Annotated in this window: 15 protein-coding genes; 11 read left to right on the top strand and 4 right to left on the bottom strand. The window is 45.7% G+C overall.

What is annotated here, in order from left to right; all coding sequences use genetic code 11:
• Nucleotides 1-247: 247 nt before the first annotated feature.
• The 6 genes from dapC (at nucleotide 248) to ACS8E3_RS12185 (ending at nucleotide 7620) form a co-directional block, all read left to right on the top strand.
• Nucleotides 248-1465 (top strand): succinyldiaminopimelate transaminase, encoded by a 1218-nt coding sequence (gene dapC / locus ACS8E3_RS12160; protein ID WP_439244535.1) that lies wholly within the window; start codon nucleotides 248-250, stop codon nucleotides 1463-1465.
• A gap of 145 nt (nucleotides 1466-1610) precedes the next feature.
• Complete coding sequence (locus ACS8E3_RS12165) at nucleotides 1611-3536, top strand: DUF294 nucleotidyltransferase-like domain-containing protein (protein WP_439244537.1); 1926 nt, start codon at nucleotides 1611-1613, stop codon at nucleotides 3534-3536.
• A 92-nt stretch (nucleotides 3537-3628) separates the two neighbouring features.
• Nucleotides 3629-4234, top strand: coding sequence for a 3'-5' exonuclease (locus tag ACS8E3_RS12170; RefSeq protein WP_439244539.1), 606 nt, complete (start codon nucleotides 3629-3631; stop codon nucleotides 4232-4234).
• Nucleotides 4235-4330: 96 nt separating this feature from the next.
• The gene (locus tag ACS8E3_RS12175; RefSeq protein ID WP_439244540.1) at nucleotides 4331-6292 is read left to right on the top strand and encodes a D-alanyl-D-alanine carboxypeptidase/D-alanyl-D-alanine-endopeptidase; all 1962 of its coding nucleotides are present in this window, start codon (nucleotides 4331-4333) and stop codon (nucleotides 6290-6292) included.
• A gap of 47 nt (nucleotides 6293-6339) precedes the next feature.
• Entirely contained in the window at nucleotides 6340-6828 is a 489-nt protein-coding gene (locus ACS8E3_RS12180) for an ABZJ_00895 family protein (RefSeq protein WP_439244541.1), read from the top strand.
• 264 nt (nucleotides 6829-7092) lie between these two features.
• Nucleotides 7093-7620: a DUF421 domain-containing protein gene (locus tag ACS8E3_RS12185; protein ID WP_439244543.1), complete on the top strand. Its 528-nt coding sequence runs from the start codon at nucleotides 7093-7095 to the stop codon at nucleotides 7618-7620.
• Between the two features lie 127 nt (nucleotides 7621-7747).
• On the opposite strand, the gene ACS8E3_RS12190 is transcribed toward ACS8E3_RS12185, so the two are convergent.
• On the bottom strand, nucleotides 7748-8209 hold the full coding sequence (locus ACS8E3_RS12190) for a DUF2147 domain-containing protein (RefSeq protein ID WP_439244545.1): 462 nt from the start codon (nucleotides 8207-8209) through the stop codon (nucleotides 7748-7750).
• Between the two features lie 188 nt (nucleotides 8210-8397).
• Between ACS8E3_RS12190 and rlmH the strand changes: the two genes are divergently transcribed.
• Together rlmH and ACS8E3_RS12200 are read left to right on the top strand one after the other, a co-directional pair.
• A complete protein-coding gene (gene rlmH, locus ACS8E3_RS12195; protein ID WP_439244547.1) occupies nucleotides 8398-8886 on the top strand; it encodes a 23S rRNA (pseudouridine(1915)-N(3))-methyltransferase RlmH in 489 nt (162 codons plus the stop codon).
• A gap of 179 nt (nucleotides 8887-9065) precedes the next feature.
• Nucleotides 9066-9842: a DODA-type extradiol aromatic ring-opening family dioxygenase gene (locus ACS8E3_RS12200; protein ID WP_439244558.1), complete on the top strand. Its 777-nt coding sequence runs from the start codon at nucleotides 9066-9068 to the stop codon at nucleotides 9840-9842.
• Nucleotides 9843-9859: 17 nt separating this feature from the next.
• Here ACS8E3_RS12200 and ACS8E3_RS12205 read toward each other — a convergent pair whose 3' ends face one another.
• Both ACS8E3_RS12205 and ACS8E3_RS12210 read right to left on the bottom strand, forming a co-directional pair.
• Nucleotides 9860-11353, bottom strand: a complete 1494-nt coding sequence (locus ACS8E3_RS12205; RefSeq protein ID WP_439244548.1) for an amidase — start codon at nucleotides 11351-11353, stop codon at nucleotides 9860-9862.
• A gap of 134 nt (nucleotides 11354-11487) precedes the next feature.
• A complete protein-coding gene (locus ACS8E3_RS12210; protein WP_439244549.1) occupies nucleotides 11488-14787 on the bottom strand; it encodes a DNA translocase FtsK 4TM domain-containing protein in 3300 nt (1099 codons plus the stop codon).
• A 460-nt stretch (nucleotides 14788-15247) separates the two neighbouring features.
• On the opposite strand from ACS8E3_RS12210, the gene trxB reads away from it, so the two are divergent.
• The 3 genes from trxB (at nucleotide 15248) to ACS8E3_RS12225 (ending at nucleotide 17622) form a co-directional block, all read left to right on the top strand.
• Nucleotides 15248-16261, top strand: a complete 1014-nt coding sequence (trxB, locus tag ACS8E3_RS12215) for a thioredoxin-disulfide reductase (RefSeq protein ID WP_439244551.1) — start codon at nucleotides 15248-15250, stop codon at nucleotides 16259-16261.
• Nucleotides 16262-16291: 30 nt separating this feature from the next.
• A complete protein-coding gene (gene aat, locus ACS8E3_RS12220) occupies nucleotides 16292-17110 on the top strand; it encodes a leucyl/phenylalanyl-tRNA--protein transferase (RefSeq protein WP_439244553.1) in 819 nt (272 codons plus the stop codon).
• Nucleotides 17111-17178: 68 nt separating this feature from the next.
• The gene (locus tag ACS8E3_RS12225; protein ID WP_439244554.1) at nucleotides 17179-17622 is read left to right on the top strand and encodes a MerR family transcriptional regulator; all 444 of its coding nucleotides are present in this window, start codon (nucleotides 17179-17181) and stop codon (nucleotides 17620-17622) included.
• Between the two features lie 21 nt (nucleotides 17623-17643).
• Here ACS8E3_RS12225 and rimI read toward each other — a convergent pair whose 3' ends face one another.
• The gene (rimI, locus tag ACS8E3_RS12230) at nucleotides 17644-18117 is read right to left on the bottom strand and encodes a ribosomal protein S18-alanine N-acetyltransferase (protein WP_439244556.1); all 474 of its coding nucleotides are present in this window, start codon (nucleotides 18115-18117) and stop codon (nucleotides 17644-17646) included.
• Nucleotides 18118-18308 lie beyond the last annotated feature (191 nt).

Here is an 18308-nt window from a genome sequence, read left to right on the forward strand (position 1 = left end):
AAGTCCTCTAAAGAGCACAGTAGTTATTATTTATAGTCTTCAATGTTATCGGTTAGAAGATAAGTGACTGCCGACAGTTATGAATGGTAGAGGTGTACTATCTTTGATCTTTGCTAGCAGCCTTGCTATATCAACAGGTAATAACCACCATAAGAAAAAGACAAAAAATAAGAGAGGTGCTACACTGCGCTAATGTTATTTTTCTTTATAACTTTATTATTAATTGTCTATTATAGTTACTGCGCCTATGAATCACAACTTACGAGCTTTGCATCCTTATCCTTTCGCTAAAATGAGTGATTTGCTTGCTGACAGCAAGCCAAACCCGAACTACAGCGAAATCAAGCTTGGTATTGGTGAGCCAAAACACGAGCCACCCACCTTTATCTTGGACGTTCTACAGCAAAATTTGGACAGTTTAAGCTGTTACCCCACTACTAATGGCTCTTTTGAGCTGCGACAAACGATAGCTCATTGGTTAGAAAAACGGTTTTTTCTACGTCATGTCGATGCTTATAATGAAGTACTGCCAGTGATGGGCACTCGTGAAGCTATATTCAGCTTCGTACAAGCGGTGGTCAATCATAGTGCAGAGACGCCGCAGCCGACAGTGGTCATGCCCAACCCTTTTTATCAGATTTATGAGGGAGCAGCACTACTGGCCCAAGCGACGCCTTATTTTGTTCCTTGTACGTTAGAGAATGATTTTAAGGGCGACTATCGTTCGGTTCCTGTTGAGGTTTGGGCGCGCACTCAGCTGCTGTTTATCTGTAGTCCAAACAACCCAACCGGCTCAGTGATGAGCTTGGATGATTGGGAATTTATCCTGCGATTATCTGATAAATACGGTTTTATTATTGCCAGTGATGAGTGCTATAGCGAGCTGTATTTTGACGAACCCCCTATCGGCTTATTACAAGCTTGTACGGCGTTTGGTCGGGATGACTTTAGGCGCTGCATCGTTTTTCATTCCTTGTCCAAGCGCTCAAACTTACCGGGTCTACGCTCAGGCTTTGTCGCTGGTGACGCTACCATTTTAAAATCCTACTTACAGTATCGTACTTACCAAGGCTGCGCTATGCCTATCCCGCATCAGCTTGCGTCGATTGCGGCTTGGCAGGATGAAAAGCATGTCGCTCATAATCGAGCGCTTTATAAAGAGAAGTTTGCCTTGTGGATGCAGGAGCTAGGTGACTTATTAGAGCTGCGGATGCCGGATGCTGGCTTTTACTTTTGGGTAAAAGTACCGGAGCTATTCGCAGGGGACGATGAAGCGTTTGTAAAAGCGCTTTATGAGCAAGCCAATATTCATGCTCTAGCCGGGCGCTATCTATCCCGCGAGGTCAATGGCAAAAACCCAGGACAAGGGTATGTACGGATAGCGCTGGTGGCGAGCGTAGAAGAGAGTCGCGAGGCCATTGATCGGATTCGTCAATTACTGACTACCGCTGCTAATACCGAATAACTAGCCAATAACTTTAGGCTAATATTTTTAAATAATCCTTAATAACCCTTATGTTATTAAGGATTATTTTTTATATAATGCTATAGTAATAAGATAAATACCTTATTTACTATAGCGGATTAATAACGCTATCACGGATGATGCCATGATCCCTCTTGATTTTACCCAGCCGCCATTTGACGTGTTAAGCTTAGCGGAACGCCAAAGTATCAGAAAACACACGCAAATACGTTATTTAGCAGCCGATGAGCGCTTGATGACTGACGATATGACCTACTTTTATGTGCTGATAAAAGGTCAAATCGAGCAGACCTGCGCAGGCGATTTTGTTGCTGCTTACTTCGGTAGCAATCACTCCGACCACTTTCACAGTAACGACTGGTTCGATAGCCGCCGTACGCCTGAAATGGCAAAGAACACTAGCTCAGATGTCCTGTCATATGACTACCGCGCCAGTGAGGATACGCTACTCTTACAAATCGATGGTGCGGCTATCGATAAAATTAGCGCCCAAAACCATTTAGTGCGTCAGCTCCTCTCGGATAAATTACCCGAGAAGCTAAAAGCCTTACAACAGCGCCAAGGCACTAAGTCACAGAACCTATCGCTGAGTAATAGCGGCTACACCGCCCAGCAAGAAGTACAGCAAATCATGCTACAGCCAGTAACTGATGTGACTTTACTCCCGGTACATATCGTTGAGGCAGCTGCTAGCCTACAACAAGCAGCTCAGGTCATGAACAAAGTTGGGATGAAGCACGTGTTAGTACGTCAATTAGCTGATGTAGCCGAGGACTTAGACGACAGTCAGCTAGGGATTTTGACTGATGCTGATGTTTGCCGAGCTGTCAGCGATCAGCGAGATCCGGCAACTACCTCTTGTCAAGACTACGCCAGCTTCAATCTACGTACTATCAACGCTGATAGTGAGATTGGCGATGCGCTGTTGACCATGACTCGCTATCGTATTCATAGGCTTCCCGTCATCGATGATAGTGGCCAAGTCGCCGGTATCTTAGGTCAAAGCGATATGCTTGCCTATATCGGTCAGCACTCACAGCTGATCAGTATTCAGATCGAGCAAGCCAAGGATTTTGCTAGTATCGATACTGCCGCCGCACTGATCGGGCGCTATATCCGTGCCCAGCAGCAAAACGGCGTCAAAATTGGTAACGTCAGTCGCATGGTACAGACGCTTAATGCGCAGGTATTTACTAAACTGTGGCAGCTTATCGTGCCTAGCGAGGTCTTGGAAAACACTTGTATGATCGTTATGGGATCTGAAGGACGCGGCGAGCAGATCATGCGTACCGATCAAGACAATGCGCTGATTATACGCGATGGCTTTAGTCATCCAAAGCTTGCTGAGTATACTGATACCTTCAATCATCAATTAGCGGCTCTAGGCTACCCGCTGTGTGATGGTAATATTATGATGACCAACCCAATATGGCGACAGCCGCTGCCAGAGTTTACAGCGCAGATCAGCTTATGGTTTAAGAACACTGATCCTATGCACGCTATCTATCTATCCGCGATACTCGATGGCGAGTATGTTTGCGGCGATGAGGCGCTACTGACTCAAATTCGTGATCATCTCAAAGTCGCACATCGTCATTCAGATCCTATGTTTGTGCGTCAATTCGCCCGCGCCGCGCTACAGTTTGGGGATGTTAACCAGTGGTGGCAGCGGCTTGCGCCTCTACTGGGTAAGACCAATAATACGAGTATCGATCTCAAAAAGTCCGGTCTGTTTCCTTTAGTGCATGGTATTCGCAGTATGGCCTTAGAATATGACATCTTGCACGTGCCCAGTACTAGGGATCGGCTAAAGGCGCTGGTGCAAGCCGGAGTGCTGACTCAAGAGCGAGCCACCACTTTGGGCGAAGCATTAGAGTTCTTTATGGGTCAGCGGTTGGCTGTGGCGCTCGCTACTGATGATAAGTATGCTCGGCAAGTCGATCCTATGACCCTATCGGCGCTTGAGCGCGATGTACTAAAAGAGTGCTTAGCGGTAGTGAAGAGCTTTAAGAACCAGCTACGCCAGCACTATCAGCTCGAGATCGGTTAAGGCAGAATTATACGGTTTAAGCGCTTTACTGCTTATTTACAACTACAATCACTATCATTATCATTATCATTATCACTAAGAAGCAAACATTTATGAGTTGGCTCAAACAATTATCAAACCAATGGCGAAAGACACAGCTACAGCGAGCGGAGCTTGCCTCGATGTTTGAGCCTCCTATAGAAGGTCAATGGGTGGCGATAGATTGTGAAATGACGGGTCTCAATCCTCGCAAGCATCATTTGCTCTCGGTCGCTGCCATTCACATCAACGGCGATACTATCGATACTGGTAACGGTCTGCATCTGGTATGTCGTCCGCCAGTCATGCCCGATCGTGATACTATTATCATTCATGGTCTACGTAGCGCCGATGTTGCTGAAGGTATGAGCTATGAGGAGATGCTCGCAATGCTACTGCCCTTTATCAACAATCGCCCTATCGTTGGGTTTTGTCCGCAGCTAGACACTGCATTTTTGAACCCCTTAATCAAGCAATATATGGGTACTACTTTGCCCAATGAAGTGCTTGATGTTAGACGCTTATATAGTCAGCGTATGGGCGATCGCGACCCCAATACGCCCAACTCTTCACAGCAACTATCCAAAATACTCGCTCATTATAATATTCCTGAATTTGGTAGTCATGACGCCTATAATGATGCGCTGATGACTGCTATGGCTTTTTTACATGTGCGCTGAGAGTGTTATCTTAACCTTTCTTTTATACGCTTTTTAAGACTCACATAGCCACTCATGTTACTATAAGCCGTTTTACGATTTAAGCTCAGATACCTCATGACCATACTCTCTAGAATCTCTAGCCTGTTTCTTACCTCTCGTTTTACTGACTCTACTAGTCGTCATCAGCGCCTCCAACGCTTAAAATTATTAACGGGCGCTATTCTTAGCTTAATGCCACTCACCTCACAAGCAGCGCTACCTGCCTCTATTGAGGCGGCATTAAATAAAGCCGAGCTAAGCGCTGACACCATCAGTATCCTCATTACCCCACTCGGTGATAAGACGCATAGTCGTTTGCCCGCGATCATAAAAGTCATCGATAGCAATACTGAGGGTGATGGCGCGAATGTTGGTAATCTTGATACTGAAGTAGCAGCTGTAACCAACGCGGCTCAAAGCGCTAATAATAGCAATAATAAAGCCGCCAATTCAGCTATCACTGTCGACAAACAAGCCATTGAGCAACAAGATCGTAAGCTGCAAGCTTATACCGATGACCCTTATACTTATCAAAGCTTAGAAAACCCGCCACCAATATTAGTAATCAATGAAAGCCGTACCGTTCGCTATAGCGATACTGAAGATACTGCCAAACGCCGACTTATACCACTGATTAGCCATAATATTGATATCCCGCGTACTCCTGCTAGCACAATGAAGCTGATCCCTAGCTTTGTGGCGCTCGATACACTAGGCGCAGATTTTGTTTGGTTTACTCGGGTCTATCATACTGGTATCGTCCTTGGGGATAGGCTGCAGGGCGACTTGATCATTCAAGGAAGCGGCGATCCTAAAATGACGCATGAGCGCTTAGAGCAGCTACTCTATCAAGTGCAAAAAACCGGCATTCGGCATATTGACGGTGATATCATTGTCGATAGCTCGATATTTAATAACGTCAGTAAAGATCCGGCCGCCTTCGATAACGCTCCTCTGCGACCTTATAATGCTAGTCCGGATGGATTCTTAGTAAACTTCAATAGTCTCGCTATTAAGACTCATCCTTTGGCGACTGGACAAGCGCAGCTCACTTATACGCCGCAATTAGCCAACTACCAACTCCCAAGTCACATAGGTGTTCGTAGTGCTCGCTGCTCGCAGGCTCGTAATAGCCTAGCGCCGCGCTGGCAGCAAAATAAACTAACGCTCAATGCTAAACTGCCAGACAGCTGCGGTGAGCATGTCTTCTATGTTAATTACCCAGACGCAAAAGACTTTGCGGCTCGTGTCATTGCGACAAAATGGCAGGCGCTTGGCAATACGCTTAGCGGAGAGATAATCAGTCAAGAAAAGCCTTACGCAGCGTATCATTCGCATGTTGGCTTAACTTCTTTGCCTTTATCGCCATTCCCCCTAGTTAGTTATCCGTCTTATAACTTGGCGCAGCAGATATATGATATCAATCACTTCTCCAATAATGTGATGACTGAGCAAGTGGCGTTGTCCATAGGTAGCTATCACAAAGCTAAGCGCGCAGATACTATTGATACGAATAACAGCGCCGTTAACAGTCAGACTATGACTGAAGTTAATAATATTAAGCCAAACGCCACTAGCCTTTATCAATTTGGGCAACCAACAGCGACTGATTATCCGCAAGCATTAGCGCAGATCAATCAATGGTGGCAAAATAATTTAACCACTACCCCACCTTATCTAACCAACGGCTCAGGGCTATGCCGAGATTGTACAGTGACCGCTGCCAACCTAAATGAGCTTTTGAGCTTTGCTTACCATCATCCAAGCTTCGACGCTTACGTCAACTCACTTGGCGTCGCTGGCGTAAGTGGGACGATTATGCATCATAGCGAGCGTATGCCAGACTCAAAAGCTATTGGCCGAGCTTGGATCAAGACCGGAACTTTAAACAATGTCACCGCTATGGCAGGTTATGTCAAAGGACAATCCGGACAAGATTATGCGGTAGTCGGCGTAATCAATACCGACGAGGCATTGAATCCTTATCTGGCTCGCCCGGTACTCGATGCTATGCTCGATTGGACTGCCAAAAAGTAGTCTGAGCTAAATAATTCTGATTATAATATATTTATACAGGCAAATTTATGTCGCGCAAATCCGCAAACTTAAGTAAATCTAAGGCTCAATCTGTGATTAGCCCATCGACTACACCAGTCAAACTAGCGCAATATCTAGGGTTTTTTATGGTGGGTTATATTCTGGCTAGCGCTTTGTTGATGCTGCTACAAACGAAAATTGCGCTCAATCCGCAATTGGTGACTTTGCTATCTATCTTAGTGGGTGCCTTTATTGCCGTGCATAAATTCATCAAACATCAACGCCGTGCAATACGTAAAGATGAGATGAGTAAACTAGCAATTGGCGGTACGGTTATCGTTTGGTTGCTGAACGCTCTTTACTTTTTAGCCATTTGGTTATGGTTGTTTGATGAAGCCAATCGGCAAGTATTTATAGAAATGAGCCTGCAGCAACCGCTGCCATTATTAGTCGCTTTAATCGCGATTATGCTGCTCACTTTTATTAGCGCCGGTGTCGGTATTTGGCTATTTAATCGACTGCTAAGCCCAAAATGACTGTTTTTGAACCATTGACTGCCAAGCTAGATATGATGAGATAAAACAGCGCTATGAGCTTATTTTTATTAGGGCGTGTTGAACATTCACAAATGAGCACTGCCGATAGCTAAAATGTTTCTAGTTTATCTCTAAATTCCAAACGACTACAAAACTTTTATTCTCCTAAGCTATAAAATCCGTTAGGCTGAGCAAACTGCTCATTGCCGTTAATAAATAGCTATTTAAAATCAGTAGCTAAAAATATAAATAGGGGTAATCGTTATGGATATGCTGTTTTTTGACGATATAGAAAAACTTGCACGTATTGTGCTGACCGCGGTGCTGGTCTATATCTTAATTGTCGTCACCACCAAAGTCTCGGGCAAGCGCTCAACCTCGCAGCTTAATAACTTTGACTGGATCGTGACCGTTATGATCGGCTCATTGGGCGCTAGTACGATCTTGCTCAAGGACATCCCGTTTATTGAGGGTGGTGCTTCTATTGTGACCCTTTATTTATTACAGTTTTTGGTGACCAAATACGCTTCTATATCATCTTCGTTTAGCAGTTTTATTTTGTCTGAACCTAAGATTGTTTTTTATCAAGGCCAGTTTTTACCAGAAGCTATGCGTGATGAGCGTTTAACTTATCAAGAGCTTGAGAGCGTTATGCGTGCAAATGGTATTCATGACTTAGATGAAATAGAAGCCATCGTTTTCGAGTCAGATGCCACATTGAACGTTATCCCTAAAAATAAAGGTACTACGGGTATCTCTGAGACGCTTAAACCGCTGACTCATGACTCCTAACGCGCTTATTAGAATCAGATCGGCTGAACCTAAGATGATCATATTTAACGTATCGCAAAAATAACCACAAAAAAAGGACGACTGATAGCAATCGGTCATCCTTTTTATTGATGGCTTTCTGAGCGGGTTATTTAATACGCTGCCAAGTCTGTGAGCGACCAAACAAGGGCGTACCTACGTAGCCTCGCAGATCTAAGCTCTGGCCATTGTCACTCAAGGTGATTTTCCCTGAGTAGACTTTGCCAGACTCCGGATCAACCAGTTTGCCATCGCTCCACTTATTATTACCGTCCGCTTTTAGACCTGTCAGAATCTGCAGCCCTTCGACTGGTTTGTTTTTTAGGCTGCCTGGGCATTTAGTACAGACTGCTTTCGCCTGTTGTTTATCGAGTACCTTGATGATTTTACCGGAGACCTTACCGCCATTTTCATTTAGCTGAATAATGGCCTTTTTTTCACCAGTTTTGTCATCGACCGTTTGCCACTGAGTGCCATCTAATGAAGCGGCAAATACAGAAGTAGACAACAGAGCACCTGCCGTAAGGGTTAAGACATTTGCTACAGTGCGATTCATAATAATACGACTCATAAACGACTCCTTTCGTAAAAAATTTTAATTAAGTCCATAGAAAATATAACTAAGTGACAAAACAGACTCTTGTTTGTCGAATGCTAGTTAAGCATAAAAAAAAGGGGTATAAAAGTCTTGTTTGTTACATTAAATTAAGCGTAGACTTCTTTTGTTATTTTTACTCAATTATTGGAGTACTAACTGCCATGAAAATAAGAATACTGAGCGTCGGTAATAAAATGCCTACATGGATACAGACCGGGTTTGACGAATATTTCAAACGTATCCAGCCTATGCTCAGCACCCAAATCGTGGAGATTGCTGCGGCAAAACGAGCAAAAAACCCATCGGTCGCTAATCTAGCACAGTACCGTGAGCAAGAAGGACAGGCGATAATGGCTGCGCATAACGCTTCAGGGCATGAGCAATTATGGGTGCTCGACGTCAAAGGCAAGATGCTCTCAACCGAAAAGTTAGCGAACAAACTTGCCGATGTGATGCCACAAGGTATGGATGTGGCGTTAGTAATAGGCGGCGCTGATGGCGTCTCACCGGCAGTACTGGCAAAGGCAGATATGACCTGGTCATTATCAGCGCTCACTTTGCCGCATCCGCTAGTGCGAGTCGTGCTGATGGAGCAGCTGTATCGCGCGATGAGCATCAATAATAATCATCCTTATCACCGTGGCAACTAGCACCAGAGCTGAGCTAAAACACCTAAACGGATTGAAAAACGCGAATCTGCCCTAATAAAGCTGACATGAACCAATCAAAGTCAGCCAGATCTACTAGCCAGCCTAATCACAGCCCCCAGCATGAGAGACATGATACGACTACGCCTATCAGCGGTGCGGCCGCCTGGTTAGATGCGCCTATGGGCTTGACTAACGCGGCAAGATTGCCTGCTTTATTTATTTCACATGGAGCGCCGACCTTAGCTATCGAGCAGTCCGCGACTACCAGCGCGCTAGCCCGCATCGGACAAAACCTACCTAAGCCGCGAGCCATTATCATTATGTCGGCGCACTGGGTGTCTACTAAGCTTGAGATTAGCAGTAATCCACAGCCGAAGACTTGGCATGACTTTTCAGGCTTCAGTCAACAGCTACATGAGCTACAATACCCGGCTCTAGGTCACGCTCCACTTGCTGAGTCTTTGGCGCAGCAGCTCAGCGCACGCGGTATCAATACCGCGGCCAACCCGTTACGAGTCAGCGATCACGGCGTTTGGTCGCCGCTTCGCCATCTTTATCCGCAGGCAGATGTGCCTGTGGTGCAAATATCTTTACCTCAGCATTATGACAGCATTGCTTGCTATCAATTAGGCGCGCAGCTTGCTCGTCTACGTGAACAGCAAATCCTAATCATCGGCTCAGGCAATATTACTCATAATCTGCAAGCACTGCGCTGGGAAGCCGATAGCGTGGATAAGACAGCAAAGGACTTTAAGCTGTGGTTATTGCAGCAGCTAAAAACCGATATCCCTGCCGCCTTAAACTGGCAGCAGTATCCTAATTATAAAGATATTCATCCGAGCGATGAGCATTTACTGCCGTTGTTTTTTGCCCTAGGCGTAGGACAACGCGTCAGTGTCGTGCATCAAAGCATGGCGCACCACAGCTTAGGGATGGATATTTACCGCTTTGATTAGCGTGATCTATATTTAGGCTACTTTGCAAAGGCAGGCTTAGTAAACATGCCAGCCCGCTCCATCTCACCTGCCACACTGAATAATGTCGTTTCATCATTCATGCGCCCGATCAGCTGCATGCCAATAGGTAAGCCTTTTTTACTCATGCCTACGGGTACAGAAACTGCCGGTAGGCCGGTGACGTTACCTAATAAAGTAAAAGCCATCTTACTCAATACCGGATGGCTGAGCTTCTCTATCATGCCAGAGCTAAAAGCATACTTACCCATATCGATCCCTTTATTGAGCACCTCAGCACTACGCATCAGCATCTCATCCATCACACTTGGCGGCAATACGCCGTGCTTGACCGCTGTTGTCGGAACAGTCGGACACAAAATCATGTCGTAGGTCTCTAACAATAATCCCGTCTGATATTGGCTGTCATGCCAGCCTTGCTTAGCGTGCGCTAAATCAACTGCCGATAAGGAACGTCCTAGTAGCGCCATGTTTTGGGTTTGTGGCTCTAGTTTTTTAATGTGATGAGCACCATAATTATGCGCAATATCATCGATAGTAAAGGCAGTATGCGTACAGACTACCACCATAAAGTCATGCCAGAACTGCTCTATATTGATATTCGGCTCGGCAGGCACCACACGATGCCCCATGGATTCTAGCTGCTTAGCAGTATGCTCAAGTACCGCCAACACCTCTTTATCCACGACCGTACCGGCAATCAGTGGCTGCTGATGCAGGGCAATTGTTAGCGGTTTGGGTTCGCGCATCGCCGCTTCTAAAAAGCTCCCTTTTGGCGATGCAATCACGAACGGCGCGCCAATTTCAGCACCGCTAGTGGCATCGAGCATCGCGGCACTATCACGCACGCTGCGGGTAATCACGTGATCAGCGACCGCGCCTTCCCAGCCCTCTCCAACCTTAGGCCCCATAGGGTTGCGACCACGGCTAGGTTTGAAGCCAAAAGTACCGCACCAAGCGGCTGGAAAACGAATAGAGCCGCCGCCATCACCTGCGCCTGCCATCGGTACGATACCACTCGCTACTGCAGCGGCACTACCACCCGATGAGCCGCCAGAGCTATAGCCTTTTTTAAACGGATTATGAGTGGCGCCATGAGCCTTAGGCTCAGTGGTAATAATCAGGCCAAACTCAGGCGTATTAGTCTTGCCAAAGGTATTGACCCCTGTGGCTTTCATTCGTTTGACAATTTCGCTATCGTAATCTGACATGATATTGACGCTGCGGCTACCCATGGTCAAAGGCTCACCTTCAAAACTAAAAGATAAGTCTTTTAGCAAATAAGGTACACCGGTAAAAGCGCCAGACGGTAGTCCCGCTTGCGCTTTATCATAAGCACGCTCATCGAAACGGTGAATGATGGCGTTTAGTTTGGGGTTGAGCTTATTGGCGCGTGCGACGGCACTATCGAGTAATTCTTTGGCGCTGACTTCGCCTTTGCTGACGAGCTTGGCTAAGCCTAGCGCGTCAAATTGGGTGTATTCTTTAAACATAGAGCATCCTTGCATAGCTGTTAGTTTTGTCAATTATATAAGCAAATACTATATCTTAGTATTAAGCTAAAGCAAAATTTGCACAAAAAAACGAGCTATTTGCGTAGCTCGTTTTTTGACATTTTATTATAGACTTACATCAGCAGTTCACGCTTACCGCTTTTACCCATTGAGCTGACAAGGCCCGCTTCTTCCATCGAATCGACAATACGCGCGGCGCGGTTATAACCAATGCTGAATTTGCGCTGAATGGACGATGCGGAGACTTTGCGCGTCTCCATAATAAAGGCAACCGCATCATTATAAAGATCGTCATCTTCGCCTGACGCGCTAGCGCCAGAGCTACCACTGCCAGAACTCGATAATTCAAAATTGCCCGCCATATTATCGATATAGTCTGGAGCGCCGCGCTCACGCCACGCGTCACAGACGCGGTTGACCTCTTCATCACTGACATAAGCGCCATGCACTCGATCAGGCTCAATTTGACCTGGTCCTAAAAACAGCATATCACCATTACCGAGCATGTCTTCAGCGCCGCCGCTATCCAAAATCGTCCGCGAATCGACTTTTGAGTTGACTCGTAGAGCAGCACGTACTGGGATATTGGCTTTGATCAGGCCGGTAATCACATCGACTGAGGGGCGCTGAGTCGCTAGCATCAAATGAATACCAGAAGCCCGCGATTTTTGCGCAAGACGGGTGATCAGCTCTTCGGCTTGTTTGCCAACTTGCATTATCATATCGGCAAACTCATCGGCGACGATAACGATCATCGGTAGCGTTTTTAGCTTAGGCGCTTGGTCGATACTGACATTATCGTTGGGACGCCATAAAGGATCAAGCATCGGCTTGCCTGCCTTTTCAGCGGCGAGCACCTTTTTATTGAACTCATTGAGTTTACGCACCTTTAGCAAACTCATCAGCTGATAACGGCGCTCCATCTCTGCCACACACCAAGACAAGCTACTGGCCGCCTCCGTCATATCAGTTACCACAGGCGTCAGCAGATGTGGAATCTCATTATAATTAGCTAGCTCAAGCTGCTTGGGATCAATGAGAATCAATCTGAGCTCATTGGGGGTATATTTCAGTAGCATCGAGAGCAACATAGAGTTGACCAGCACCGACTTACCAGAGCCTGTGGTACCAGCGACTAACATATGCGGCGCGCGTGCCAGATCAGTAATGATCGGTTTACCGCCGATGTCTTTACCCATCGCCATACTGATTTGCGCGTTAGGGTCTTTATACTTTTCGGTATTTAATAGCTCAATTAAGCGTACCATTTCGCGCTGCTTATTAGGTACCTCGATACCGATATAAGGCTTACCAGGGATGACCTCGACCACGCGCAATGAGGCCATAGACAAGGAGCGAGCCAAATCACGTGAGATACCTGTGACTTTACTGGCTTTGATCCCCGCAGCAAGCTCGACCTCAAAGCGGGTAACTACTGGTCCTGGAATCGCTTGTACGACTTCGGCTTTGACATTGAACTCTTGGAGTTTGATCTCTAGTAGCTCTGAGAGTTGATCAAGCTCTGCTACGGTGTAGCTCGGCTCGCGATCAGGATCAGGCTTATCGAGAATAGCAAGCTCTGGGATCTTACTGAGACTACTGCGGTACTGAGCGGTTTGCATCGATCTTGAGCGTTTGGCAAAGGCTTCATCATCATGAATATCCGGCATGAAGGGCTCATCCAAATCCTCGCTACTCGCCGGGCTATTGTCTTCGGGCATCATATCAGTAATATGATTGCTCGCATCGCCATCAGGTACCGCAAAGCTAACTGCAGGTTTTGTCACTGGTGCTGACTCTACTGGTAACTCGTCATCTATTTTCTGCGCTTTTGGCGCTTCTTTTGGATTGGACGGCGGTGTATTAGTTGGGGTCATATCTGCAAGCGAGGAGGTATTAGCTGTAGGCGCTTGCTCACTAGCAGGGATAGCTATTGATGCCGCTTTCGTAGCTGCATTTTCTGTGACCACCGCAGCGGCGACTGCAAGTTTTGTTATGGGATTAGTAGCCGCAGTTGATTCAATAGCAATATTTTCACTAGCCGCTGTTTCCCTGTTATTTATTTCAGTGCTAGCTGTTTGCGTGCTATCTGCCTCAGCTTGCTTAGCACTTAATTGATCAGTATTGGGCGCTTGTTCGACGGCGCTATGTTCGGCTAACCAAGCATCGGCTAAACCATCAACTTGAGCTGATGGTGTCGGCATGACTGAGCTATCTAATGTTTCGTTATGAGTTTCAGTTATTCCTTTCGGTTCATCAGTCGCCGCTTGCTCAGACTCTAAATGAGTCATGCGATTGACTTGACTGCCCTGCTCTGCCTGATCCATAGTAGTCGGCGATACAGCGGGTGCAGGTGCCCCTTGCTCAGTAGCTGATTCACGAGCAAGCAAATCAGCCACCATGTCATCATCATTCCAAGCGAAGCTGGGCTCAACTTTGCGTATCGGCGCGGCAGTTGCACTAGTATTTTGTTGACGCGGATGGGCTAAGCTCTGAGCGCGATCTGTATTCGCAGTAGCGGTAGCGGGCTGTAGATGATCTGCCATAGCTTTGTTAGTAGCTGCCGCTTCAGCGCTAGCTATCGCCTCTTTGACACTAGCACCCAATCCTGACTTAGCTAGAAAGTCGGTCAACACATGACTAAAGCGGCTGCTATTTTGGGCGGTAGCGCTAGACGCTTCTTGTAGCTCAAGTGGTAGCTGCTCATAGTCGGCTGCTTTAGTAAAACTATCACTGCTTTGATTTGCTACGTCAGCTTCATCATCGGTAATCAAGGCATTGCTATCAAGAGCGTTGTCATTCTCAAGTGAGCCTGTGCTAGCCGTATTGCCGATACCAGAACCGAACCAATGCAGATCAGTTAATCTGTGATATAGCGATAACCAATGAATATTAAAGGCAAAAGTAGCCGTCACTATCACAAAAGCGCTTAGAAATAACAGGCTACCCCATTTAGTCAATAACAGCGCTAAGCGCGCTTGTAACTCGAGGCCGATAATGCCACCAGCCACGCCTTTGAGACCTGATGTGACCGGATCTGCCACTTGCTGAATCAAAGCCATCAATTGCGCAAATAGAGCGCTGGCACTCAATAGCAAAAAGATATAAGCCACCAAACGTAGCACCCAAAAAGTCGGTTTGTTATTCCACCAAATCAAGATAGACTCGTAAACCATAAATACCAGCAGCCACCAAGCGCTAAAACCAAAAAAGCTATAAAGCAAATCGGACAACCACGCGCCTGTCGCGCCGCCCATATTATTGATAGTGGTCATATCACTACTGATATGTGACCAGCTAGGATCATTACCGGTATATGTCATCAAGATAATGAACAGATAGACTGCCAGCATTAACCCAAGAATGGTAAATATCCCTTTTTTTAAATAGTCTATAACTGCTGCTGATATCACGTAGGATCTGCCTTTATCAATATATTGATACTAAATAAGTGGTGACACACGATTACTCACAATCGTGCTTAGGTGTTTATAGGCTTGCTTATATGCTGACTTGCTTCTTTAACTCTAAAGCCTGTGAACCATAAAGCGCCATCTAGATAGCTTTATATTTACAAGTCGCTGTTTCCATGGCTTTTACTGCTTTTTACATAACTGGTTATGATAGCAAATACCTAGCCAAAGTGGCGAGTCTGTTATCAATAAAGCGGCTTTAATTTTGAGCTATCGTTTAGTTCTTATCATAGTGATGTTTGTTTTAGCAAACTTGCACTTTTTACCCGCTGCCCTTATGTTATTATCACATCGCAATGACAAAAACCATCTTAGTCGCAATTTTTAATCATTAATTTTAATAACTTATAACGCTTCATATTTATAATCAGTTCATTAAATCATTAGTAAGGAATATTTTATGGCAACTGACACTACAGCGCCACGTCACGAAAAACTCATTATTTTAGGTTCAGGCCCTGCAGGTTACGCCGCAGCTGTCTATGCAGCGCGTGCCAATCTTAAGCCTGTCATGATTACCGGCCTAGAAGTCGGCGGACAGTTAACCACGACAACTGAAGTCGATAACTGGCCAGGTGATGCTCATGATTTAACAGGTCCGGCGCTAATGGATCGCATGAAAGCGCATGCCGAGCGCTTCGGTACAGAGCTGGTCTATGATCACGTCAACGAAGTAAAGTTAAATGAGCGTCCTTTTACTTTGATTGGTAATAATGGCAGCTACACTTGTGATGCGCTCATTATCTCAACTGGCGCCTCAGCTCAGTATTTGGGCTTAGAGTCAGAAGAAAAATTCAAAGGCTTAGGCGTATCCGCTTGTGCCACTTGTGACGGGTTCTTTTATAAAGACCAAAAAGTCGCGGTCATCGGTGGCGGTAATACGGCTGTTGAAGAAGCACTGTATCTATCCAATATTGCCTCAGAAGTCACTTTAGTGCATCGCCGTGACAGCCTGCGCTCTGAGAAAATCCTACAAGACAAACTGTTCGAGAAAGCCAAAAATGGCAATGTTAAAATAGAGTGGAACCACACCGTAAAAGAAGTTGTGGGTGATGATATGGGTGTCAATGGCGTCGTTATCGAATCGACCGAAGATGGCAGCAGCAAACAACTAGATACTCATGGCATATTTATCGCTATTGGCCATAAGCCTAACACCGACATGTTCAAAGGTCAGCTTGAGATGAATGATGGTTATATCATCGTCAATAGCGGTATCAATGGTAATGCTACCCAAACGAGTATTGATGGCGTTTTTGCTGCAGGTGACGTCGCTGATCATGTTTATCGTCAAGCAATCACCTCAGCAGGTACTGGTTGTATGGCCGCTCTCGATGCTGAAAAATACTTAGACGCTATTGGCGAAACCATCGCCACCGATCATACTTATGCGTCAACATTGACAATCGATTAAAACGAAGTAGCCATCAAATTAAGAACCATTATGCTCAATAAGCTCGATATCAATAATATGACGCCTGAGACTTTTTATAAAACTATTAAAAGTCTTGGTCGCTATGACTTCCCCAATCCTAATGAGGCCGATCCTGACGGCTACGGCGTGATAGCACTAGGTGGCGACTTGGCTCCTGAAACGCTGATATCGGCTTATGCGCAGGGGCTATTTCCTTGGTTTAATGAAGATGAACCTATTGCTTGGTGGTGCCCTGAGCCGCGCTGCGTCATTGCGCCAAGCGACTATCAGCCTAGCAAATCACTACGTAAACAAGCTCGGCGCTCGCGTTGGCAGTTAACGGTCAATCAAGCATTCGATGAAGTCATTCATGCTTGTAGTTTGCCGCGTAGTAATGGTGTTAATGATAAACAGCCTGAGGGTGAGCACACTTGGATTCATGAGGAGATGATCGAAGCTTATACCGAGCTGCATCGCTATGGTTTCGCTCATAGCGTAGAAGTGTGGGATGAGAATGGACAGCTGATAGGCGGGCTTTATGGACTAAAAATTGGCCACATTTATTTTGGTGAGTCGATGTTTCATCGTGCCTCTAACGCCTCAAAATTAGCGTTCTGGGGCTTGATGCAGCTCTGCGTTGACAGCGGCGTGGCGCTAGTCGATTGTCAACTGCCTAATGATCATCTACTAAGCTTAGGCGCGACTACCCTCAGCCGCAGTCAGTTTTTGGCTCAGCTAGAGCAATTATTAAATAAAGGCGCTGTTAGCTGGCCCACTCAGCCCCATCAGCCTGTGCCTGTGGCTAGGCTGGATAGCTCTGATGAGCATTCAAAAATCTGGTCACTTTAGACTGCCACTATTTGATAATAGACAAATGACATTTAGTCGATAAGATTGACATACGAAAAGAGGCCACGATGCCGGATACTGCGTTTTTACTCATTGGGGCTTTAGCAAAAAAAGCCAATACCACCAAAGATACCGTGCGTCATTATGACGAGCTAGGGCTGCTGAAGTCTCGTAAGCGGCAAGCGGGTTCGCGCTTATACACTGAGTTTCATCCCGAATGTATCGAGCGTATTGAACTGATTAAAAGCGCGCAGGCTATTGGTTTTACCCTTACTGAGATAAAAAATAGCCTTGATGATTATTACGATGGTAATTTGAATCTTGATGAGCAACTGCTCGTCACTCAGCAAAAGCTGGAACAAGTCAAAAAACAACAAGCCAATATCAACCTTATGGTGGAGATGTTAACCCAGCGCATTACTCTGCTAACGCGTATGCAAGAGGATGATAGTTACGTGCCTTCGATAGAAGATTGTAAAAATAACAGCTCTACGCTTCCTTATCATCGATAATCTTATTAATTCTCCTTCGCTTCATTTTTTATAATTTAGCTGCATAATTAAAGCATCGACAGCTGTCTGATGCGCGGTTGTGTAATAACCTTTACGCTGGTGGATCGTCTCAAAACCTTGCTGCTCATACAAAGCTATCGCCGGCGCATTATCGGCTCTTACCTCTAACAGTAAACTCTCAACATCTAGCTCTTGTAGCTTCTCGTTTAACTTAGCAAATAGGTTTGAAGCAATACCTTGACGCTGATAGTCAGGATGCGTGCCTATGCGTAATATTTCCGCCTGCTCAAAAACGACCTGATAAAGACAGTAGCTAACGACTTTATCGCTTTGATAAACGACCAATAAATCAACACTATCTTGTGCAAGCAACTCTACTATTGTCTGATAACTCCAAGCATCTTGCGGTTGAATAATACTTTCGATGTCTGCAGCGGTTTGAATACTACTTTGAGTGTTAGATGATCTTTTATTGAGTAAATCTATAGTTAGCATCATTATTCCTTTACCACAAATATCTGCAAAATCGATATTCAATCGTGTAGCAAATTCGGTGGGTTATGCTTAAGCTAACCTACCCTACAGACAATCGATACTTGTCTTTGGACTATAAAAAAAGCCACCCTCAATAAAGAGAGCGGCTTTTGACTAACGGTTTAGCATAACGCTAAGCGTTGATGATTAGT

Origin of the sequence: Psychrobacter sp. 2Y5, from assembly GCF_051847375.1 — a bacterium.
GTDB lineage: Bacteria > Pseudomonadota > Gammaproteobacteria > Pseudomonadales > Moraxellaceae > Psychrobacter.